Source organism: Bradyrhizobium sp. HKCCYLRH3097 (genome assembly GCF_051167875.1).
GTDB lineage: Bacteria > Pseudomonadota > Alphaproteobacteria > Rhizobiales > Xanthobacteraceae > Bradyrhizobium.
On sequence record NZ_JBNPTX010000002.1, the window covers coordinates 117,426 to 139,025 of the forward strand.

Annotated in this window: 17 protein-coding genes and 2 tRNA genes; 11 read left to right on the forward strand and 8 right to left on the reverse strand. The window is 64.6% G+C overall.

From position 1 onward, the window contains the following. Positions 1 to 21: 21 nt before the first annotated feature. Genes ACQR0U_RS06150 through ACQR0U_RS06165 form a run of 4 tightly spaced genes read left to right on the forward strand, consistent with a single transcriptional unit; the run spans position 22 to position 7,255 of the window. Positions 22 to 3,150, forward strand: a complete 3,129-nt coding sequence (locus ACQR0U_RS06150) for an efflux RND transporter permease subunit (RefSeq protein WP_434843056.1) — start codon at positions 22 to 24, stop codon at positions 3,148 to 3,150. Then, positions 3,150 to 6,254, forward strand: a complete 3,105-nt coding sequence (locus ACQR0U_RS06155) for an efflux RND transporter permease subunit (RefSeq protein ID WP_434843055.1) — start codon at positions 3,150 to 3,152, stop codon at positions 6,252 to 6,254. Before ACQR0U_RS06150 ends, ACQR0U_RS06155 begins: the two co-directional genes overlap by 1 nt. 39 nt (positions 6,255 to 6,293) lie before the next feature. Further along, complete coding sequence (locus tag ACQR0U_RS06160; protein ID WP_434843054.1) at positions 6,294 to 7,031, forward strand: tRNA-uridine aminocarboxypropyltransferase; 738 nt, start codon at positions 6,294 to 6,296, stop codon at positions 7,029 to 7,031. A 50-nt stretch (positions 7,032 to 7,081) separates the two neighbouring features. After that, positions 7,082 to 7,255, forward strand: coding sequence for a hypothetical protein (locus ACQR0U_RS06165; RefSeq protein ID WP_316170212.1), 174 nt, complete (start codon positions 7,082 to 7,084; stop codon positions 7,253 to 7,255). 50 nt (positions 7,256 to 7,305) lie between these two features. Here ACQR0U_RS06165 and ACQR0U_RS06170 read toward each other — a convergent pair. Beyond that, positions 7,306 to 7,379 (reverse strand) — tRNA-Cys (locus tag ACQR0U_RS06170). 453 nt (positions 7,380 to 7,832) lie between these two features. Here ACQR0U_RS06170 and ACQR0U_RS06175 point away from each other — a divergent pair. After that, complete coding sequence (locus ACQR0U_RS06175) at positions 7,833 to 8,408, forward strand: ubiquinol-cytochrome c reductase iron-sulfur subunit (RefSeq protein ID WP_316170213.1); 576 nt, start codon at positions 7,833 to 7,835, stop codon at positions 8,406 to 8,408. Positions 8,409 to 8,499: 91 nt separating this feature from the next. Then, positions 8,500 to 10,233, forward strand: coding sequence for a methanol/ethanol family PQQ-dependent dehydrogenase (locus ACQR0U_RS06180; protein ID WP_316170214.1), 1,734 nt, complete (start codon positions 8,500 to 8,502; stop codon positions 10,231 to 10,233). A 114-nt stretch (positions 10,234 to 10,347) separates the two neighbouring features. Here ACQR0U_RS06180 and ACQR0U_RS06185 read toward each other — a convergent pair whose 3' ends face one another. The 6 genes from ACQR0U_RS06185 to ACQR0U_RS06210 all read right to left on the reverse strand — a co-directional run bounded on the left by ACQR0U_RS06185 (position 10,348) and on the right by ACQR0U_RS06210 (position 13,581). Continuing rightward, positions 10,348 to 10,527: a hypothetical protein gene (locus ACQR0U_RS06185; protein ID WP_315711867.1), complete on the reverse strand. Its 180-nt coding sequence runs from the start codon at positions 10,525 to 10,527 to the stop codon at positions 10,348 to 10,350. Between the two features lie 369 nt (positions 10,528 to 10,896). Continuing rightward, complete coding sequence (locus ACQR0U_RS06190) at positions 10,897 to 11,301, reverse strand: response regulator (RefSeq protein WP_315711868.1); 405 nt, start codon at positions 11,299 to 11,301, stop codon at positions 10,897 to 10,899. Then, the gene (locus tag ACQR0U_RS06195; RefSeq protein ID WP_315711869.1) at positions 11,279 to 11,743 is read right to left on the reverse strand and encodes a response regulator; all 465 of its coding nucleotides are present in this window, start codon (positions 11,741 to 11,743) and stop codon (positions 11,279 to 11,281) included. The genes ACQR0U_RS06190 and ACQR0U_RS06195 overlap by 23 nt, the downstream gene beginning before the upstream one ends. 230 nt (positions 11,744 to 11,973) lie before the next feature. After that, on the reverse strand, positions 11,974 to 12,819 hold the full coding sequence (locus ACQR0U_RS06200; protein ID WP_316170215.1) for an EamA family transporter: 846 nt from the start codon (positions 12,817 to 12,819) through the stop codon (positions 11,974 to 11,976). Positions 12,820 to 12,834: 15 nt separating this feature from the next. Beyond that, the gene (locus ACQR0U_RS06205) at positions 12,835 to 13,338 is read right to left on the reverse strand and encodes an NUDIX domain-containing protein (protein WP_315751108.1); all 504 of its coding nucleotides are present in this window, start codon (positions 13,336 to 13,338) and stop codon (positions 12,835 to 12,837) included. Between the two features lie 168 nt (positions 13,339 to 13,506). After that, positions 13,507 to 13,581 (reverse strand) — tRNA-Asn (locus ACQR0U_RS06210). A gap of 257 nt (positions 13,582 to 13,838) precedes the next feature. Between ACQR0U_RS06210 and ACQR0U_RS06215 the strand changes: the two genes are divergently transcribed. From ACQR0U_RS06215 to ACQR0U_RS06235, 5 genes are all read left to right on the forward strand, one after another. After that, positions 13,839 to 14,024, forward strand: coding sequence for a hypothetical protein (locus ACQR0U_RS06215; RefSeq protein ID WP_316168012.1), 186 nt, complete (start codon positions 13,839 to 13,841; stop codon positions 14,022 to 14,024). A gap of 133 nt (positions 14,025 to 14,157) precedes the next feature. Further along, positions 14,158 to 14,823: a protein-L-isoaspartate O-methyltransferase family protein gene (locus ACQR0U_RS06220; protein WP_434843053.1), complete on the forward strand. Its 666-nt coding sequence runs from the start codon at positions 14,158 to 14,160 to the stop codon at positions 14,821 to 14,823. A gap of 282 nt (positions 14,824 to 15,105) precedes the next feature. Further along, positions 15,106 to 16,491 (forward strand): TolC family outer membrane protein, encoded by a 1,386-nt coding sequence (locus tag ACQR0U_RS06225; protein WP_315711873.1) that lies wholly within the window; start codon positions 15,106 to 15,108, stop codon positions 16,489 to 16,491. Positions 16,492 to 16,870: 379 nt separating this feature from the next. Continuing rightward, positions 16,871 to 17,614 (forward strand): PopZ family protein, encoded by a 744-nt coding sequence (locus ACQR0U_RS06230; protein ID WP_315711874.1) that lies wholly within the window; start codon positions 16,871 to 16,873, stop codon positions 17,612 to 17,614. 309 nt (positions 17,615 to 17,923) lie between these two features. Further along, complete coding sequence (locus tag ACQR0U_RS06235) at positions 17,924 to 20,788, forward strand: valine--tRNA ligase (protein ID WP_434843052.1); 2,865 nt, start codon at positions 17,924 to 17,926, stop codon at positions 20,786 to 20,788. Between the two features lie 108 nt (positions 20,789 to 20,896). Here the strand turns inward: ACQR0U_RS06235 and ACQR0U_RS06240 are convergent, their stop codons facing one another. After that, positions 20,897 to 21,520 (reverse strand): DNA-3-methyladenine glycosylase, encoded by a 624-nt coding sequence (locus tag ACQR0U_RS06240; RefSeq protein ID WP_434843051.1) that lies wholly within the window; start codon positions 21,518 to 21,520, stop codon positions 20,897 to 20,899. Positions 21,521 to 21,600 lie beyond the last annotated feature (80 nt).

Sequence of the window (21,600 nt, forward strand, 5' to 3'; positions counted from 1 at the left end):
CAAGAGTGACGAGCAGTCGCGATGAGCGTCTCCGAACCCTTCATCCGCCGTCCTATCGCGACCTCGCTGCTCGGCGTCGCGCTGCTGATCGGCGGCCTGCTCGGCTATCTCGCGCTGCCGGTCTCGGCGCTGCCGCAGGTCGACTTCCCGACCGTCCAGGTGACGACGCAACTGCCGGGCGCCAGCCCCGATGTGATCGCCTCGCTGATCACGGCGCCGCTGGAGCGCCAGCTTGGCCAGATCCCGTCGCTCTCGGCGATGAACTCGACGAGCTCGTTCGGCGTCAGCCAGATCTCGCTGCAGTTCGATCTCGGACGCGACATCGATGGCGCCACGCAGGACGTCCAGGCGGCGATCAATGCCGCCGCCGGCGTCTTGCCGAAGTCGCTGCCCTATCCGCCGACCTACGCCAAGGTCAATCCGGCCGACGCACCGGTCATGACGCTCGCGCTGACCTCGGACACGATCTCTTTGCGCGCGATGAGCGACATGGCCGACACGATCCTGGCGCAGCGGCTGAGCCAGGTCTCCGGCGTCGGCCGCGTCTCGGTGCTCGGCGGACTCAAGCCCGCGGTGCGCGTGCAGGCCGACCTGGCGCGGCTCGCCGCCTATGGCATCTCGATGGAGGACCTGCGCGCCGCCATCGCAGGCGCCAACGTCTCCGGTCCCAAGGGATCGCTCGACGGTGCCCAGCAGGCCTATCTGATCACGGCCAACGACCAGATCGGAGCCGCCGACGCCTACAAGCCGATCATCATCGCCTACCGCAACGGCTCGCCGGTCACGATCGGCGATGTCGCAACGATTATCGATGGTCTGGAGAACGATCGGACCGGCGGCTGGTACCAGGGTGTCCCTGCGGTCATCCTCGACATCCAGCGCCAGCCGGGTGCCAACGTCATCGAGGTCGTCAAGCAGATCCGTGCCGAGATCCCGAAGCTGCAGCGCACGCTTCCCGCCGGCGTGAAGCTCGCCATCGTCAGCGATCGCACCGTGACCATCCGCGCCTCGGTGCACGACGTGCAGTTCACGCTGGTGCTCAGCGTGGTGCTGGTGACGCTGGTTGTGCTGCTGTTTCTGCGCTCGCTGCGCGCCACGATCATCGCCGGCGTTGCGCTGCCGCTGTCGCTGATCACGAGCTTCGGCGTGATGTACTTTGCCGGTTTCAGTCTCGACAATCTCTCGCTGATGGCACTCACCATCGGCACCGGCTTCGTCGTCGACGACGCCATCGTGATGATCGAGAACATCGTGCGCCACATGGAAAATGGCGAGAGTGCGATGAACGCCTCGCTGCGCGGCGCGCGCGAGATCGGCTTCACCGTGATCTCGCTGACCGTATCGCTGATGGCGGTGTTCATTCCGCTGCTGTTCATGTCCGGGCTTGTCGGTCGCATGTTCCGCGAGTTCGCGTTGACCTTGACGATCGCAGTCGTGACGTCGGCGGTGGTCTCGCTGACCCTGACGCCGATGATGTGCTCGCGGCTGTTGAAGCATGCCAGCGAGGAATGGGTGCTGCCGGGGCTGAACGCCATCAGCCGCATCATCGACCGCACGGTGGCGGTCTATCACCGCAGCCTGCTCTGGGTGCTCGACCGCCAGACCGAGACGCTCGTCGTGACCTTCGCGACCTTGGCGGCGACCTTGGCGCTCTACGTCGTCGCGCCCAAGGGCTTCCTGCCGCTGCAGGATACCGGCTCGATCACGGCGGTGACCGAAGCCGGCCCTGACGTGTCGTTCGCCGAAATGAAGAAGCGCCAGGCGGACGTCGCCGCCGCGATCCAGGCTGACCCCGACGTCGTCGGCGTCGTCTCGGTGATCGGCGCCGGATCGGTCAATCCGACCACCAATGTCGGCCGTCTCGTCATGACCTTGAAGCCACTCGGCGAGCGGCAGGACGGGGTCGCCGAGGTGATCGACCGGCTGAAGCAGAAGACCTCGGGCGTGCCCGGCATGACCGTGTACTTCCAGCCGGTCCAGGACGTCCAGATCTCGACCCAGGCGAGCCGCTCGCAGTACCAGTACACGCTGACTGGTGCCGATGCCGCCGAGGTGTCGAAATGGGCGAGGCAGCTTGTCGGAGAAATGCGCCGCGACCCTCTATTCCGCGACGTCTCCTCCGAAGCCCAGGAGGGCGGCCTGCGCGCGGAGCTGACCATCGACCGCCAGCGCGCCGGCCAGCTCGGCGTCAGCCTGCAGGGCGTCACCGACACGCTCAATGACGCCTTCGCGCAGCGGCAGATCTCGACGATCTACGGCCAGGCCAACCAGTACCGCGTGGTGCTGGAGGCGCTGCCGATGTATCAGCGCGACCCGTCGGTCCTGTCGAAGCTCTATCTGCCCGGCGCCGGCGGCCAGGTGCCGCTCTCTGCGGTGGCAAGCCTCATGCGCACCACGGCGCCGCTGGCGATCTCGCATCAGGCGCAGTTTCCGGCGGTGTCGCTGAGCTTCAACCTCGCGCCCGGCGCGGCGCTCAGCGAGGCGGTCGACGCGCTTCATGCGACCGAGAACCGCATCGGCATGCCCGGCAGCATCATCGGCGTCTACTCGGGCGATGCCGCCGAGTTCGCCAAGTCGCTGGCCGGCCAACCCTGGCTGCTGCTCGCGGCCGTGGTTACGATCTACATCGTGCTCGGCGTGCTCTATGAGAGCTACATCCATCCGATTACGATCCTGTCGACGCTGCCATCCGCCGGCGTCGGCGCCATCCTGGCCCTGATGCTGTTCGGCCAGGATCTCTCGGTGATCGGCCTGATCGGCATCATCCTCCTGATGGGCATCGTCAAGAAGAACGCGATCATGATGATCGACTTCGCGCTCGAGGCGGAGCGTCACGAGAACCGCACCCCCTACGACGCCATCGTGCAGGCGTGTCTCCTGCGCTTCCGCCCGATCATGATGACGACCCTGGCCGCGCTGTTCGGCGCGCTGCCGCTGGCGATCGAGAGCGGCACCGGCTCGGAGCTGCGCTTTCCGCTCGGCATCTCCATCATCGGCGGCCTGCTGCTCAGCCAATTGCTGACGTTGTACACGACGCCGGTCATCTATCTCGCGCTCGACCGCATCAATCGTCGCTTCGAGCGCGCGCTGCCGTCGGCGCCGGACCTGCCGTCGCCGCCGATCGCAGGTGCGACCGAAGGCATCCAGTGATGGCCTCGATCTCCGAGCCGTTCATTCGCCGGCCGGTCGGCACCACGCTGCTCTCGATCGGTCTGTTCCTGGTCGGGATCGTCGCCTATATCTTCCTTCCCGTCGCACCGGTGCCGAACGTCGACTTCCCCGCGATCTTCGTCAGCGCGTCGCGCCCGGGTGCGGACCCGTCCGTCATGGCGGGGACGGTCGCGGCGCCGCTGGAGCGGCGACTCGGCGAGATTGCGGGCGTCAACCAGATCACCTCGACGAGCTCGCTCGGCACCACCAACATCCAGATCCAGTTCTCGATCGGCCGCGACATCGACAAGGCCGCGCGCGACGTGCAGGCAGCCATCAATGCCTCGCTGTCGGACCTTCCGAGCGACCTTCCGGCGCTGCCGCGGTTCCGCAAGGCGAACACGGCCGCGGCTCCCGTATTCGTTCTCGCCCTGACCTCGAAGACGATGACGACGAGCGCGATGTACGACGTCGCCGACACCGTGCTGGCGCAGCGGCTGTTCCAGGTGCCCGGCGTCGGTAACGTCACTGTCAGCGGCGCCGATCAACCCGCCGTGCGCATCGCGCTCAATCCGGTCTCGCTCGCCAATGCCGGCATTTCGACCGACGATGTCCGGACGGCGATCGTCAATGCCAATCCGATCGGACCTGTCGGCATCTTCGAGGGCGGCCGCCAGAGCGAGACCATCGCCATCAACCGGCAGATGCGCAGCGCGGCCGAATTCCGCGACATCCTGATCAAGAGCAGCAATGGCAGCTTCGTGCGGCTGTCGGATGTCGCCGACGTCGAGGATTCCGTACGCAACGTGCGTTCGATCGCCTGGTTCAACAAGCAGCCAGCGGTGCTGATCCAGATCGCCAAGCAGGGCGATGCCAACGTGATCGAGACGGTCGACCGTGTGAAGGCGCTGATCCCGGAGCTCAAGCAATGGCTGCCGGCGGGCATCGAGATCTCCACTCTGGTCGACCGCACCGGGACCATTCGCGCCTCGGTCGACGACATGCAGTGGACCTTGCTCGCGACCGCCGTGCTGGTGATGGTCGTCGTGTTCCTGTTCCTTCGCCGCCTGGTGCCGACGGTCGCGGCCGGCGTCTCGGTGCCGCTGGCGCTCGCCGGTACCTGCGCGGCGATGTGGCTCGCAGGCTTCTCGATCGACAATCTGTCACTGATGGCGCTCGCGATCTCCGTCGGCTTCGTCGTCGACGACGCCATCGTCATGATCGAGAACATGTACCGCAATCTCGAGCATGGCCTGTCGCCGATGCGCGCCGCGCTCGATGGCGCCCGCCAGATCGGCTTTACCGTGTTGTCGATCAGCCTTTCCTTGATTGCGGCTTTCGTGCCGTTGATCTTCATGGACGGCGTCGTCGGCCGTCTCCTGCGGGAGTTCTCGCTGACGCTGACCTTCGCAATCGTCGTGTCGACATTGGTGTCGCTGACGGTGACGCCGATGATCTGCGCGCACTACATCAAGGAGACGCTGTCCGATCGTGCCACCTGGTTCGACCGCATCGTCGAAGGCGCGCTGTCCGGCATGGTCCGCTTCTATGCCTGGACGCTGCGCGGCGTGCTGGTTTATCCGTTTCTCACCCTGATCGTGTTCTTCGCCACCATCGCGCTCACGGTGACGCTCTACATCAAGGTGCCCAAGGGCTATTTCCCGACCGACGATTCCGGCTTCGTCATCGGTGCGACGCGCGCCTCGGCCGACATTTCGTTCCAGTCCATGCTTGGTCTGCAGCAGCGGCTCGCTGACATCGTGATGGCCGATCCCGCCGTGGCCGGTATCGGCTCGACGATCGGGGGCGGCGGCGGGCCGGGTGGCGCGACGTCCAACCGCGGCACCATGTTCATCAATCTCAAGCCCCCGGCGGAGCGCGAGGGCGTCTCCACTGAGCTCGTGATCAACCGCCTCAGGCGGAGCCTCGCGACGGTCCCCGGCATTCGGCTCTTCATGTTCGCCGCGCAGGACGTGCGCACCGGCGGCCGTCAGAGCGATTCCGACTATCAGTACACGTTGAGCAGCCCAGATCTCGACCTTCTGCAGAAATGGGCGCCGATTGTCGCCAAGCGCCTGGAGACGGTTGACGGCATCACCGACATTTCCAGCGACCGCGATCCCGGTGGCCTGCAGCTCGCGCTGCGGATCGACCGACAAAAGGCGGCGAGCCTCGGCGTCCGCGTCCAGGATATCGACAACGCGCTCAACAACGCCTTCGCGCAACGCCAGATATCGATCGTCTACAGCCAGCGCAACCAGTACATGGTCGTGCTGGAGATCGACCCGAAATTCCAGACCGATCCCTCCAATCTCGACCGCATCTATGTGGCCGGGGCAGGGGACGCGCAGGTGCCGTTGTCGGCGCTGGTCAAGGCCGAGCGTGGCCTGTCACCGCTGGCGGTGTATCACTCGCAATCGTTCCCTTCGACCACCGTGTCGTTCAACCTGCTGCCGGACGTGCCCTTGCAGACCGCGACCGCCAACATCCAGCGCGCCGTCGACGAGCTGCACATGCCGGAGGGCATCCGCGGCAGCTTCGACGGCAATGCCGGGGACTTCAACAAGAGCAGCGGCCGCCAGCCGCTCTTGATCCTGTTCGCCCTGGCCGCGATGTATATCGTGCTCGGCGTGCTCTATGAGAGCCTGGCGCATCCGCTGACCATCATCTCGACCCTGCCGTCGGCCGGGCTCGGCGCGCTGCTCGCTTTGCAGGTCACCAACACACCGCTGACAGTGATCGCCTTCGTCGGCATCATCCTGTTGATCGGCATCGTCAAGAAGAACGGCATCATGCTCGTCGATTTCGCGCTCGAGGCCGAGCGCCAGCGCGGCATGTCCTCGGCCGATGCGATCTTCGAGGCCTGCCGGGTGCGCTTTCGCCCAATCCTGATGACGACCCTCGCCGCGCTGTTCGCCGGCCTGCCGCTGGTGATCGCGACCGGTCCGGGCACCGAGCTGCGCCGCCCGCTCGGCATCACCATCATCGGCGGGCTGCTGGTGTCGCAGATCCTCACCCTCTACACCACGCCGGTGATCTACCTGCTGATCGACCGGCTGCGCCGCCGCTCGACCCCGGAGCCGCTCGCCGCGTCCGCTGAATGAGCCGTTGTGGCCCTGTCCGCGGGCGCGTATAGCCGCCGCATGCCAGAACCACACGACCATCCGCCGCTCGCCACCGAGGCGCCGCCCGATTGCCCGCGTTGCCAGAAACCGCTGCCGCTGTGCATCTGCGACAGCGTCACACCGCTGGAGAGCCGGCTGGGGCTCCTGATCCTGCAGCATCCGCAGGAGCAGGATCGCGCGCTCGGCACCGCGCGGCTCGCCGCCCTGCATTTCAAGAACGCGGTGGTCAAGGTCGGGCTATCCTGGCCGAGCTTCGCCAAGGCACTGGGACGGCCGGTCGCCGATCCCGCGCGCTGGGCCATTCTCTATCTCGGCTCGGCGAAGGCGGCCGAGCTCGATCCCGAGAGCGAGGTGGTCGCGGTGACCCGCAAGGGTGAGGTCGCCGACAACCAGCGCGCCATCCTCAAGTCGATCGAGGGCGTGATCCTGCTCGACGGCACCTGGAGCCAGGCCAAAGCGCTGTGGTGGCGCAATCCGTGGATGCTGAAATGCCAGCGCGTGATCCTCGGGCCGCGGCAGCCGTCGCGCTACGGCCGGCTGCGCCGCGAACCGCGCCGCGACGGGCTGTCGACCATCGAGGCTGCCGGGATGCTGATGGCCGCGCTGGAACGGCGGCCGGAGATTGCCACGGCCCTCGACGCGAGCTTCGAGCGCATGCTGGCGCGGTATCGGGAGGTGGAAAAAGCGCAGCCGGAGCTCACGCCCCGCCCAAAGGCCCGCAAGCCGGATTGGCGCAACCGTAAACGGCGGGTTTAGGAACCGGAGGTACGCTTCTTGCATTGCAGCATGGAACGAGGATGAGAGCCATGCCGGAAGCAGAAAAGTCCAACGTGGTGCAGCTCCGGGATTACGCGCCCCGGCTGGCCGGCAGATCCGGCTCGGATCGGACGGGCGTCTCGGCCGGTGAACGAGGGGCAATTCTGACTTGGCCGCGCGCGCAGGTCAGCTATCCCGGCGGCATCGACGATCTGCCCATCTAGCGCCGGTTCGCGGCCCCAATGGGTAGTCCAACCGCTTGATCTTGATTGAGTGGAGGCCACGACCAGAATTGAACTGGTGTAAACGGTTTTGCAGACCGCTGCGTAACCACTCCGCCACGTGGCCCCTGTGGGCGGAGCAATATAGGCAATCTCTCGGTTAGGCAACCACTCTCGTCGCGAAGGCCGACGTCGTCGATCCGGGCCTTCGGCCAGCTGGAATTTCGATCCGCCCAGCCGCGTTTCGAACTGGTCGCATCGGGCACGGCAGCGCAGAGAGGGATTGTCGCGCCGCCCTCATCGCGAACCCTGGTCCACAACTCGCGTGGTCGCAATTCCAGACGGAGCTGGCGACACCGTCGCTCCCGATCGCTAGGAGCTTTCGCCGAACTGCTGCACCGGCAATGGCGCGCAGCAGCGACGATAGTTGAAGACATCGCGGCGAAATCGCGCAACGCGCCTTGATTTCGTCAGGTTGTGTAGTTCTAATTGTTCTATGTCAGGGTGCGTTGCGGGGAGCCGAGCTCTCTAGAACAGCACGCCCGCGACTCGCACACAACTTCACACGCAAAGATCTGTCATGGATGATCACCCGACACGCCGCTCGGTGGTTTTCGGCACGCTTGCCGCATGCGCAACGGTTGCCAGCGCGGCGGCCGATGACGACGATCCGCGCAAGGAGAAGCGGCCGCAAAAGGGCGACCTGCTCGTGTTCTCGGAAGGGGAGCGCGAAGGGCAGACGATCACGCCTGATGACTTGAAGATTGGCGAGCCACCGGTTCATGGGTGGCCGAAGGATCCAGCGAATGCGATCGTGCGTGACGGGTCGCGATTGAACGAGGTGCTGCTCGTCAGGCTCGATCCAAACGAACTCGACGAAGACACGCGTCAGCGTGCGGCCGAAGGCATCGTCGCCTATTCGGCCATCTGCTCGCATGCGGGGTGCCCGGTCACGGCCTGGATCAAGGCGACCGAGGGCAACGACGATGTTTTCAAATGCATGTGCCACAATTCCGAGTACGACCCGAGGCGCGGGGCGCAGGTCGTGTTCGGCCCCGCGCCCCGGCGGCTCGCCGCGCTTCCCCTCGTGCTCAAGGACGGCGCGCTCATGATCGCTGCGCCCTTCATTGGAAAGGTAGGTGGCCAACAGGGCTGATGAGATCCCATGTGCCTATCGGAACTCGCATCGTCTCGACACCCGTCACGACAACAAGTGAATCGAAAAACGAAGCAGGGGAGGTTTGTCCATGTCCACCGCGATCAAGCAATGGCTGCTATCGAGCACCGTGGCGTTCACCTGTCTCGCCGCACCGGCAGCCGTGGCCGGCCCGATCGACAACTACAGTCCTGTCACGCCCGCACGGCTCGAAAATCCCGAGCCAGGCAATTGGATGCTCTATCGTCGGACCTATGATGGCCAAGGCTATAGTCCGCTCGACCAGATCAACACCACGAACGTCAAGGACATGGTGCCGGTCTGGACCTTTGCCACCGGCGTCGTCGAAGGGCACGAGGCGCCGCCTCTGGTCAACAACGGCGTCATGTTCATCACGACGCCGATGGGGCAGGTGATCGCGCTGAACGCAAAGACCGGCGACCAGTACTGGCGCTACAAGCGCGAGCTCCCCGAGGATCTGTTCCAGCTGCATCCGACCAATCGCGGCGTCGGCCTCTGGCAGGACAAGCTCTACCTCGCCACGACGGACGATCATCTGGTCGCGCTCGACGCCCAAACCGGCAAGGTGCTTTGGGACAAGAAGGTCCAGGACTACAAGAAGGGACAATATCTCACGCTGATGCCGCTGATCGTCGACGGCAAGGTGATGGTCGGCGGATCCGGCGGCGAGTTCGGCGTCCGCGGCTATGTTGCCGCTTATGACGCCGAGGACGGCAAGGAGCTTTGGCGCACCTTCACGATTCCTTCCGAAGGCGAGCCCGGGCATGACACGTGGAGCGGCGACGACTGGAAGAATGGCGGCGGGTCTGCCTGGATGACCGGCACCTACGACAAGGACACCAAGACGGTGTATTGGGGCGTCGGCAACGCCGCGCCCTGGCCGGGGGGCCTGCACCCCGGCGACAATCTCTACACCAGCTCGGTGATCGCGCTGGATCCTGCGACCGGAAAGATCAAGACGCATTTCCAGTATCACCAGAACGACTCGTGGGACTGGGACGAGGTCGATGCACCGATGCTGGTCGACCTGCAGCGGGACGGCCGCAGCTTCAAGAGCCTGATCCATCCCGGACGCGACGCCATCTTCTGGGTGCTCGAGCGCACGCCGGAGCGAATCAACTACGTCAACGGCTGGAACTTCGTCCACACCGATGTCTGGAAGGGAATTGAGCCCGAGACGGGACGGCCGATCGTCGATCCCGCGCACAAGCCGACGCTCGGCAAGCGTGTCGACTTCTGTCCCTCGTTGTGGGGCGGCAAGGACTGGCCGTCCGCGGCCTACAGCCAGAAGACGCGCTTCGTCTACGTGCCGGCGAACGAGAATTTCTGCGGCGGCTTCACCGGGGAGAAGCTGCCGCTCGTTCCCGGCCAGCTCTGGCTCGGCACCAAGGCCGAGGACATCGGGCTCACGGTGCGGCCCGGTGCCGACCATTTCGGGGAGCTGCAGGCCTGGGATCCGGCGACAGGCAAGAAGGTGTGGTCGCACAATTTCCCGAAATCCCAGCTGTTCGGGTCGGTGACCGCGACGGCGGGCGATCTCGTTCTGGTCGGCGGCACCAACGACCGGATGTTCCGGGCGTTCCATGCCAAGACCGGTGAGCTGCTGTGGGAGCAGAAGACGAACTCGGGCATCATGGGCATGCCCGTCGCCTATGAGGCGGATGGCACGCAGTACATCGCCGTGCAATCCGGCTGGGGCGTCGATGCGCAGCGCATCCAGGATGCGCTCTCGAAAGGCGACATTGGTCTGGAGGACAACGTCCCGCAGGGCGGCGTCGTCTGGGTATTCGCAGTCAGGAAGTAGCGCCGGTGATCTGAAGGGCGGCGGCCTCGGCAGTCGCCATCTCAGAAAATGAAGACCGCGGCAGCGTTCCGGCGTGCCGATCCCTTGGCTTGCATGACGACAGAAGATCGCGCGTCAGCAGGCCGCGAACCAGCCGTCCGGAAACGGGATCAGCGGCCAGGCGCCCTGGTTGTCGTTGGCCGCCGTGGGGAAATGCAGAATTGAGAACAAGCGGGCCATGGAATCGGTCTCGGTCTCGGGCGCAATAGCGGTTCTCACAACGTCCATCAACAACTCGTATTCGGCTTCGCTCATCTCGCCCTCGCGCAAACTGCGAGCCACGATGGCGAAATTCCACTTTTTTCAAATTGAGCGGATCGTTCAAATTCTAACGATCGGGCACGACGGACCCAATTGGTTAGCGGTGCCCTTCGTTCCAAATATACCGCGGTCCGCTTTGTTCCAGTGTGAACGGGCTCACATCCCAAGGCTTCGCGTCGTCGGTGACCCGTCTGCCCGCGCGGCAGGTGATGCCGTGCAGCGATCACGATCCGGCCCGTAGCCGACCGGGAGCAAGAGATCCGCAACGCCTGCCGCGAGTCGCAGGCCGCTTCACTGGCAAAGGCCGAAGAGGCGACCCGCTCCAAACGTCCGGCTCGACGCAAGCGGCAGAATCGCTGGCGGTCAAACCGCGACGGCGAGAAGCTCGGTGTCCTGCACCAGAATGTCGCGCATCAGCTGCGACAGGTCTTTCGGCTTGAACGGCTTCGCCAAACGATGAAGGCCGACCATTCTGGGCGAGGGGCCGAGCAAATCAGGCGTCCCGCGTCCTGATTCCAGCACCATGCCCGACATCATCACGATGGGCATCGTGGGCCGGGCCGCCCGTGCAGCCCGGATGACCTCGTTGCCGTCCATGTCGGCCAAGTTGAGATCGATCAGAGCCGCGGCGAAATCATCGCGGGACACGGCATCCATGGCCAGCCGACCGTCGGTGACGGCAGTGACCGCGTAGCCCTCGCGAACCAGAAGGTGCTGGATGACACAGCAAACGCCGACTTCGTCATCAACGACCAGGATGTTCATCATGAGCCCTTCCTGACAGACGTGGATGAGGAGCGACGTGCCGCGCCTCGCTCAGAAGTCGTTGGCGCACCTCGATCGCACGATCGACCGCTTCGAGCAGATCGAGGATGTCGAACGGCTTCTGCAACGCTGCCGTCGCTCCGAGCTTGATTGCCATACCGAGGAAGTCTGGAGCACCCAGTTTCTTGTCGGTGAACGCGTAGCCGGAGATCGCGATGAACGGGACCGTGGGATCGAGCTTGATGAGCTCGCGAATGGTTGCGATGCCGTCCATGCCCGGCATGAACATGTCGATCACGACGGCATCGAAGGACACGCTGCCGATCAATCGAATGCCGGTCGGACCATCCGGCGCGAGAAACACGCAGAACCGCTTCTTCTTCAATAATGTTTCCAGCGCAGCGCGCGTGGCACAATCATCGTCAATAATGAGGACAGTAGGCATGGGCCACCTCAGTATCAGCAGGACTGAAGGACGCTCACGCTACAAGGACAATAGGCTGAGGCTCGAAAATGGCAAAGTAGTTAACACTGAATTAGTTGTCCCGATTCTGCAACTAGCGGTTTTACGGAACTTTCCTGTCCGGGCCGCAGGCCGGCCGCCTGTTGTGCATCATGCGATGAAGATGGAACTATGATTTCCGGGAGTGGATGGCTCCGGTTGTTTGAAGAATCTCAGTCCGGCTTGAGCAGGGCGACCGTGACCAGCCCCACTGCGATCAACGCTGCGCAGCAGAGCCGTCGCGGCGTTGCACGCTCCTTCAGGAACAGCACGCCGATCAGCGTCGCAAACAGGACGCTGCATTCGCGAAACGCGACCACATTGGCAATCGGATTGCGGCTCAAGGCCCAAAGGAATACCACGAATGACGTCAGCCCCAGGGTGCCTGCGATCAGCACCGGAAGCCAGGCGTCTCGGATCTCCACCACCAGAGCAGGTCCTCGCAGCATCATCGCGACGAGAAAGAACACGACACTGTCGAGCACGATCATCCAGACCGTGAACGAAGCCCAGCCTTCGGTCTGCCGGGTGCCTGCCGCATCGACGACCGAATAGCCGGCGACCAGTGCGGCGGCGCAGACCGCGGCCCAGAACGCACGGCGGTCGATCGGACCGTGGATTCGGTCGCGCGCCAGGCCGGTGATGCCGAGGACGATGACGGCAATTCCGATCAACTGCCCGCTCCGTGGCAGTTGCTGCAGACCCAGCGAGGCAAATAGCGTTGCGAACAGCGGAACGATGCCACGCGCGATCGGGTAGGCGCGTCCAAGCTCGGCCGAGCGGTAGGCCATTGCGAGGCTCGCCTTGTAGCCCGCGTGCAAGACCAGTGAGGCCACGATGAGCGGCCAGGTCGCGAGTGCCGGAACGGGAACGAGAAACAGGAAGGGCAGGATCAGGGCGCTGCTGACCAGACCCATGCCAGCGAGGAGGGAGAGGCCGCTGCCGGTCTTGACGATGGCATGCCAGCTCGCGTGAAGCAGACCGGCCATCAGCATGAGAATTGCGGCGACAGGATCCAACGACTCGAGTCCGGTTCAGCTTTCGGGCCGCCAGCTCGCGGCAGCGAAGTAGGGGGTGGGGTCGTGCTGGAGCGCCTGCCGCGAGATGATCCGGCTCGATGGCGACACCGGGAGCTGGTCCCATTCCCCACGATCGACGAATCGAAGGCTCGCGATCTCCTCGCCATCGGGCGCAAGCGCGCCGCCTTCGATGACGGCCTCGAAGGCGATCACCGTGTAGTAGGTCAGATCACCGTTGGGATAGCGGATGAGGAACTCCGGGCCCCCGAACACCCCGAGCAGGCGAATCGGCCGGACCACGAGCCCGGTCTCCTCGAAGCATTCGCGGGTGGCCGCGTCGGCCGGGTGCTCATTCGGATCGATGGCGCCGCCGGGCAACGTCCAGAGGCCCGTCTCCGCGTCGCGCCCGAGCAGAATGCGGCCCTGGTTGTCGAACACGGAGATGGAAACCGCTGTGGTCGCCAAAAGATCATGGCCGATCTTGCTGCGGACGGCTCTCAGATGATCGGAAATCGGCATCGCTGGTCGTCACTTGCAAGAGATGCGCCCCGCTTGCCCGACGCTCCATGCGCGGTCAAGGCAAGACAGCGAAGATCGGCGCACGTTCGCGGCCAATCGGCGGATGTCCCGCGTCACAAGAAAAAGAGGGATTGGGAGGATATATAGAACCATTCGGCATGGCCAGAATGGCTCCCCGGGCTGGATTCGAACCAGCGACCATTCGATTAACAGTCGAATGCTCTACCGCTGAGCTACCGAGGAACAGGCGAAGCAATGTTCGCGAATGCGGCTGCGTATAACAAAGCCGTTTCGCCTTGCATAGAACGAAATCGCATCTTTGCGACGATTGCGGGCTCAGGAATAAAATACCGAAATTTCAGATGGTTAGATTGATTTTGAACGCTTGCTGGGCAGCGGTCGCCCACAGTTCGATGACAGGAAATTCACTTGGAAGGGAGCAAACCGGCCCCGATAGTTTGCTGGAACCGGCCAGTGCCCGCGGTCATGGAGTGTCGTAGATGCCAAACACCGTCGTCCCATTCGCTGAAGCAGTCTCCGCGCCCTCGTTGATTCCCGACCAGGTCGAGCGTCTCAGCGATGACGAATGTCTCACGCGGTTGGCCGACATGATGACGCGCGGTGATTCCGAACATATTGACGAGATCGTGCAGTTGCTCGGGCGACTGGCCGTGGTGATCGAGTAGCCGGCGGTCGGCTCACTCACAGGCGGCGTCCCAGCGGCTCCGTTGAAACCCGCATGTTGCCTTTTCCAGGGCCTTGTACCAAAAGATTGCGCAGATCGTCCGCGGTCCATCCGCTTTGCTTGCAGGTCTGCTCATGTCTTCATTCGCGACGGCGCGCCAGAAAATGGTCGATGGTCAGGTCCGGACCAACGACGTCACCGATCACCGCGTGCTGGATGCGTTGTTGACCGTGCCGCGGGAAGCCTACGTTCCCGCAGATCGGCAGGCGCTGGCCTATCTCGACTTGGATCTCGACGTCTCCGAATCCGCCTCGGCCAAGCGGTATCTGATCAAGCCGATGCTGACCGGAAAGCTGCTGCAGGCTGCCGAGATCAAGCCAACCGACAGCGTGCTCGTGGTTGGATGTGCGACGGGCTATCTCGCCGCGCTGGCCGCCCGACTCGCGGGCAGCGTGACGGCGACTGAGGTCGACTCTGCGGTCGAAGGGCGCGCCAAGCAGCTGCTTGCCGCCGTCGATGGCTGCCCGGTTACGATTCGAGTCGCGCCGGCCGCGCAGGGTGATCCGGCGGACGGCCGCTTCGACGTGATTCTCCTCAATGGAGCGACCGAGGTCGCTGTGGACGGTCTTTGCCGTCAATTGAAGGAGGGCGGCCGCCTGGTCGGCGTCTTCGCCGCCGCGCGTCCCGCCCGCGCCATGATCTTTACGCGATCGCATGGTGATATCGGCAGCAGGGTTCTGTTCGATGCTGCGGCGCCGGTCATTTCCGGTCTCGAGCGGGTCCCCGAGTTCGTTTTTTAAGTCGTCCGACGAGGTCCTTAGCGACCCCTCTGAATTGCCGAGCCGCCCGTCGCGCAGCACGGCTTGGTGCGTCGTCTTCGCGGCCGCGGGCGGGCAAAATTCTGTTTTAAATCAGAAGTGTGGCCTGGATGCTGCACGTTGACAGTTTTCGATACGGGTTCCAGGCTTGGGTGGTTCCGTTGCGCTTGCATGGGGAATAAGGTGCGAGGTGCGCGGGAGTCTCTTCAACAGGTTACGGCCCGGCTCTGGCGTTCGAGCCGGTAACAAATGAATGGAACAGGGATGTTTGGGGTGAAGCTCGTCACCGCAGCGGCGGCTGTGGTCCTCGTGATGGCTTGTGCAGGCCCGACGCCAGCGCTGGCCGACACGATCGAGGCTGCGCTGGTGCGTGCCTATCAGAACAACCCGCAACTGAACGCGTCGCGGGCCCAGGCTCGTGCGGTCGACGAAGGCGTTCCGCAGGCACTCTCGGGGTATCGGCCGAAGGTCAGTCTGAATGCGACGGCGGGCATTCAGTATACGGATTTGCAAGCGGCACCCGCTACGCCGGCCGTGAACGGCGTGCAGAGGCCGCGAAGCGTCGGCCTGACGGTCAACCAGAATCTGTATAACGGTCAGCAGACGGCAAACGGCGTGCGCAAGGCTGAGGCGAACGTCTCGGCGCAACGCGAGGCTCTCCGCATTCTTGAGCAGCAGGTGCTGCTAGCGGCGGCCACGATCTATATGGACTATCTGCGCGATGCGGCGATCGTCGAGGTCCAGCGCAGCAACACGCGGGTGCTGGAGCAGACGCTCAAGCAGACCCGCGATCGGTTCAACGTCGGCGAGGTCACCCGCACCGACGTCGCGCAATCCGAGGCTCAGCTCGCCGCCGGCCGCACGCAGCAGCTCACAGCAGAGGCCCAACTAACGGCGACCCGCTCGAACTTCCGCCGAATCATCGGCAACGATCCCCAGAACTTGGCGCCGGGCTCTCCTGTCGACCGTTATTTGCCGGCGACCCTCCAGCAGTCGGTCGAAACGGCTCTGACGGAAAACCCGAACGTAACCTCGGCGATGTACGGCATCGACGTCCAGTATCTGCAGGTCAGGATCAACGAGGGTGCTCTGCTGCCGACCGTAAACGTCCAGGCTCAGGCGCAGCAGGGCTATGAGTCGAGCCTGCAATCCTATCGTGGGTTCAGCGCGTCGGCTGTCGCCTCGGTGAACGTCCCGATCTACAATGGAGGGGCGGAATACGCGCTGATCCGGCAGTCCAAGGAGTCGCTGGCGCAGCAGCGTCTGGTCCTGGAGCAGACCCGCGATCAGGCTCGCTCCGACGTGGTATCTGCCTGGGGCAAGCTGCTCGCGGGCAAGGCACAGGTGCAGTCGGCACAGGCCCAGGTGGCGGCCTCCGAGATCGCCCTCAATGGTGTCCGCGAAGAGGCCAAGGCCGGGCAGCGCACCACCCTCGACGTGCTCAACGCTCAGCAGGCGCTGGTCAACGCGCGGAATTCGCTGGTGAACGCCCAGCATGACCGCGTGGTGGCATCCTATACGGTGCTTCAGACCGTGGGGCGGCTGTCACCGCAGGTGCTGAACCTGCCGACGACCACCTACGATCCCAGCGTGCACTACCAGCAGGTCCGGGATAACTGGGCGGGTGTACGGACGCCGGATGGTCATTAGTACATTCTTAATATCGACCCTGATCCCTCGGTCCTTGGCCGGGGGATTTTTTTGTGGCACATGCTGTGGTTGTGACGAATGGGCGACGCTTGACAGGCGACCTCCGTGCTCCACCGGGTTCGCGGCGGGCGTTGCTTGCATTCATTTGTTGCCATGACATAGCCTCAAAATGGCCGCCGAACGATTCGGACTGCGTCGGAAGTTCTTCCAAGAATAGACTCCGACATGGGCAGTATCGTTCTGTTGTTTTGCATCGATCAGGCCTTGTCCGGAGACAAGTTGGCATGCCCGTTGAGAACTCCAAGCCACTTGGATCCGGCGCCCGGGACTTTTGCGCTGAGCCGGTTCGTGCGGCAGCGTTGCTGATTTGGAGTCGGAAATGACGCAGCCTGCGAAGGTCCAAGAACCCTCCATGGAGGAGATTCTGGCGTCGATCCGGCGTATCATTGCCGACGACGAGGGTAAGCCGCCGGCGGCAGACAAGGCCGCCGCGCCGGAGCCGGTCAAGGCCGAGAAGCCGGCGGCCCCGGCTGCGAAGCCGGTAATGAACGACATCCCACCTTCGAAGATCGCTGCTGCGGCTCCCGCCAAGCCCGCACCTCCGCCTCCCGCGCCGCCGGCGGCGTCCGCAAGCAACAACCAGGATGACATTGACGCATTGCTGGCGGGTTTGGATGAAACGACTCCGGTCGCAGAGGTTCGGCCGGCAGAACCCGAGCCCGAACCTGAAGTACTCGAGTTGACCGACGACATGGCAGTGGCCCCACCGACTCCCGCTCCAGCGCCAGCCCCCGCCGCGGCATCCTTCCGAAAGGTGGATCCGCGGGACGATATCGAGTTCATCGAGGCCGGGCGGCTCAATCAGAAGGCTGCCAGCTTCGAGTCCGCGTTCGAGCAAGTCACACCGAAGCAGCCGATCCTGGCCCCATCGACGGTGAACGCCGTCGAATCGGCGTTCAACGCGCTGGCCAATACGGTGCTGAGCAACAACGCCCGGACGCTCGAGGACCTCGTCAAGGAGATGCTGCGTCCGATGCTGAAATCGTGGTTGGATGACAATCTTCCGGCCCTGGTGGAGCGCATCGTCAAGGCCGAGATCGAGCGCGTCTCGCGCGGCCGCTGACGCCAGGACGGCACGATCTCGTGTTCCGTTCTGGAGTGAGCCGCGGCGGGCGGTAGACGCTATCCGTCAATGTTCGCCGCTGCTGTTGACTTGGCGCGCCGCGGCGGCTTTCTAGCCCTGTCAAGCTGATCCCTGCCGGACGGATCGAGAGGGCTCTTCCGGGAGCGCGGTCCGCGGTCGGACATCAGTCCGAAAACAGCCCAAGCACCAACAGCTTGCGCGAGCTTTTTCAGGTCATGTCACAAAAGGCCCGGACGAGTTCCGCGACATCCCGAATTGGACAGCCGGCCCCGCGCCGCTGGAAATGCCATGATCGATAAGAATTATCAGCCCACCGATCTCGAAGGTCGCATGTCCCTGGTCTGGGAGGATGCCCGCGCGTTCTCCGCCGGTCGCCCCGATCGGCGCAATGCGGATCCCTTCACCATCGTGATCCCGCCGCCGAACGTGACCGGCTCGCTGCACATGGGGCACGCGCTCAACAACACGCTGCAGGACATCCTGTGCCGGTTCGAGCGCATGCGGGGCCGCGACGTGCTGTGGCAGCCGGGCACCGACCATGCCGGCATCGCCACCCAGATGGTGGTCGAGCGTCAGCTGATGGAGCGCCAGCAGCCCGGCCGCCGCGAGATGGGCCGCGAAAAGTTCCTCGCGCGCGTCTGGCAGTGGAAGGACGAGAGCGGCGGCACCATCATCAACCAGCTCAAGCGGCTCGGCGCCTCCTGCGACTGGGGTCGCGAGCGCTTCACCATGGACGAGGGTCTGTCCAAGGCCGTCGTGAAGGTGTTCGTCGAGTTGCACCGTGCGGGCCTGATCTACAAGGACAAGCGGCTGGTCAACTGGGACCCGAAGCTGCTGACCGCGATCTCCGATCTCGAAGTCCAGCAGATCGAGGTCAAGGGCAACCTCTGGTACCTGCGCTATCCGATCGAGGGGACGACGTTCAGCCCGGAGGATCCCACGAGTTTCATCGTGGTCGCGACCACGCGTCCCGAGACCATGCTTGGCGATAGCGCGGTCGCGGTGCATCCGGACGACGAGCGCTATCAGCACCTCGTCGGCAAGCGCGTGATCCTGCCGCTGGTCGGGCGTGAGATCCCGATCGTTGCCGACACCTATTCCGATCCGGAGAAGGGCACCGGCGCGGTCAAGATCACGCCGGCGCACGACTTCAACGACTTCGAGGTCGGCCGCCGCCATGGCCTGCCGCAGATCAGCATCCTCGATCGCGAAGGCTGCATCGCGCTGGTCGACAACGAGGACTATCTGCGCGGCCTTCCCGAGGGCTCCGAGGAGTTTGCCAGGGAGTTCCACGGCATCGAGCGCTTCGCTGCGCGCAAGAAGATCCTGGAGCGGCTGGAGTCCTTCGGCTTCCTCGAGCGCGTCGAGCCGAACACGCACATGGTGCCGCATGGCGACCGCTCCGGTGTCGTGATCGAGCCATATCTGACCGACCAGTGGTATGTCGACGCCAAGACCCTGGCGCAGCCGGCGATCGCGGCCGTCAGGTCGGGCGCGACGACGTTCGTGCCACGCAATTGGGAGAAGACCTATTTCGACTGGATGGAGAACATCCAGCCCTGGTGCATCTCTCGCCAGCTGTGGTGGGGTCACCAGATTCCCGCGTGGTACGGCCCTGACGGCAAGGTGTTCGTCGCCGAGACCGAGGAGGAGGCCGTCGGCCACGCGATCGGCTACTACGTCGAGCAGGAGGTCATCACGGCGGAGCAGGGGCGCGAGATGGCGCTCGACCGCAACAAGCGCGAGGGCTTCATCACCCGCGACGAGGACGTGCTCGACACCTGGTTCTCCTCGGCGCTGTGGCCGTTCTCGACGCTCGGCTGGCCCGACGCCACGCCGGAGGTGAAGCGCTACTATCCGACCAACGTGCTGGTCACCGGCTTCGACATCATCTTCTTCTGGGTCGCCCGAATGATGATGATGGGCCTGCACTTCATGAAGGAAGTGCCGTTCTCGACGGTCTACATCCATGCGCTCGTCCGCGACGAGAAGGGCGCCAAGATGTCGAAGTCGAAAGGCAACGTCATCGATCCCCTGGCGCTGATCGACGAGCACGGCGCCGACGCGCTGCGCTTCACGCTGGCCGCGATGGCCGCGCAAGGTCGCGACATCAAGCTGTCGACCCAGCGCGTCGACGGCTACCGCAAGTTCGCCAACAAGCTCTGGAACGCCAGCCGCTTCGCCGAGATGAACGGTTGCACCGTGCCGGACGGCTTCGATCCGGGCTCCGCCAAGGAGACGCTGAACCGCTGGATCGCCCATGAGGCGGCCGCCGCCACGCGCGAGGTCACCGAGGCGCTGGAGGCGTATCGCTTCAACGACGCGGCCAATGCGATCTACCGCTTCGTCTGGGACGTCTATTGCGACTGGTATGTCGAGCTCTCCAAGCCGACCCTGCTCGGCGAGGACGGCCCTGCCAAGGCCGAGACCCGCGCGATGGTGGCCTGGGCGCGCGACGAGATCCTCAAGCTCCTGCATCCCTTCATGCCTTTCATCACCGAGGCGCTGTGGGAGTCGACCGCCAAGCGCGACAGTCTGCTGACCCTGTCACCCTGGCCGCACCGCACCGACAGGCCGACGGTCGCCGAGATCGCCGCGCTGTCGGCCGCCAGCTTCGGCGACCCTCTGGTGCCGCCGCTGCTGGTCTCGTTCGACGCCGCCAGCTTCAGGGACGAGGCGGCCGAGGCCGAGATCGGCTGGGTGGTCGATCTCGTCACGTCCATCCGCTCGGTCCGCGCCGAGATGAACATCCCGCCGGCGACTCTGATGCCGCTCGCGCTCGTCGGTGCCTCCGCCGAGACGAGGGAGCGCGCACCGCGCTGGAGCGAGGTCATCAAGCGCCTTGCGCGTCTCTCCGACATCTCCTTCGCCGATACGGCGCCCGAAGGCTCCGCCCAGCTCGTCGTGCGCGGCGAGGTCGCCGCGCTGCCGCTCAAGGGCGTCGTCGATCTCGCCGCCGAGCGCACCCGCCTTGGAAAGGAAATCGCCAAGGCCGAGGCCGATATCGAGCGCGTCGACAAGAAGCTCGGCAACGAGAAGTTCGTCGCCAACGCGCCCGAGGAACTGGTCGAGGAGGAGAAGGAAAAGCGCGAGGCGGCATTGGCGCGCAAGGCCAAGTTCCAGGAGGCGTTGTCGCGGCTTCAGGGCGCGTGACGTAGTCCTCTCTCCTTCGTCATTCCGGGGCGATGCGAAGCATCGAACCTGGAATCTCGAGATTCCGGGTCTGGTCCTTCGGACCATCCCGGAACGACGGCCAGCGGCTTAGCGCGGAAACCGCTTGCTCACGAACCTAGAGCCCTTGAGCCCGAACCGCCACAGCAGCTCGACCGCCTTGGTGATGCCGATGCGGACGCCGGTGACGACCTCTACATCCTCAGGTCGGGCGAACAGCTCGATCGGTAGAGCATCCAGCGCCAGGCCATTATGGGCGATCGTGATCCCCATCGCCTCGGTCAGCTTGCCCGGCCCCGAGCATAGTGCCCTGACATCCTCCAGTCCGCGCCGCCGCCGCATCTCGTCGATCCCGAAGGTCGGCTCGATCGCCCGGATCAGGACCGCGCTCGCCGAGCCCTCCACCTCGCAGACGAAGTTCATGCACCAGTGGATGCCGTAGGAGCGGTAGACGTAGGCGAAACCGGGCGGGCCGAACATCACCTGGTTGCGCGGCGTCGGGCCCCGGAACGAATGCGCCGCCGGGTCGGTGTGGTGATAGGCCTCGACCTCGACGATGGTCCCGCCGACGCCGTCGACCAGAAAGGTCGCCCCGATCAGCTCCGGCGCCACCGCGAGCACCTCGCGGGCGAAGAACGCCCGCGTCAGCCGCTTGGCCGCAGCATTGCGCCGGGGCCGTGAAACCCCGGGGGCTTTTGCCGGTTTTTGCGCCATTCTCAAGGAAATCCGCCGTGCTGAGCGCTGTTCCGCGCTGCCCATATCTGCCATGCCCTGGTATCCTCGGCCAGCCGGTT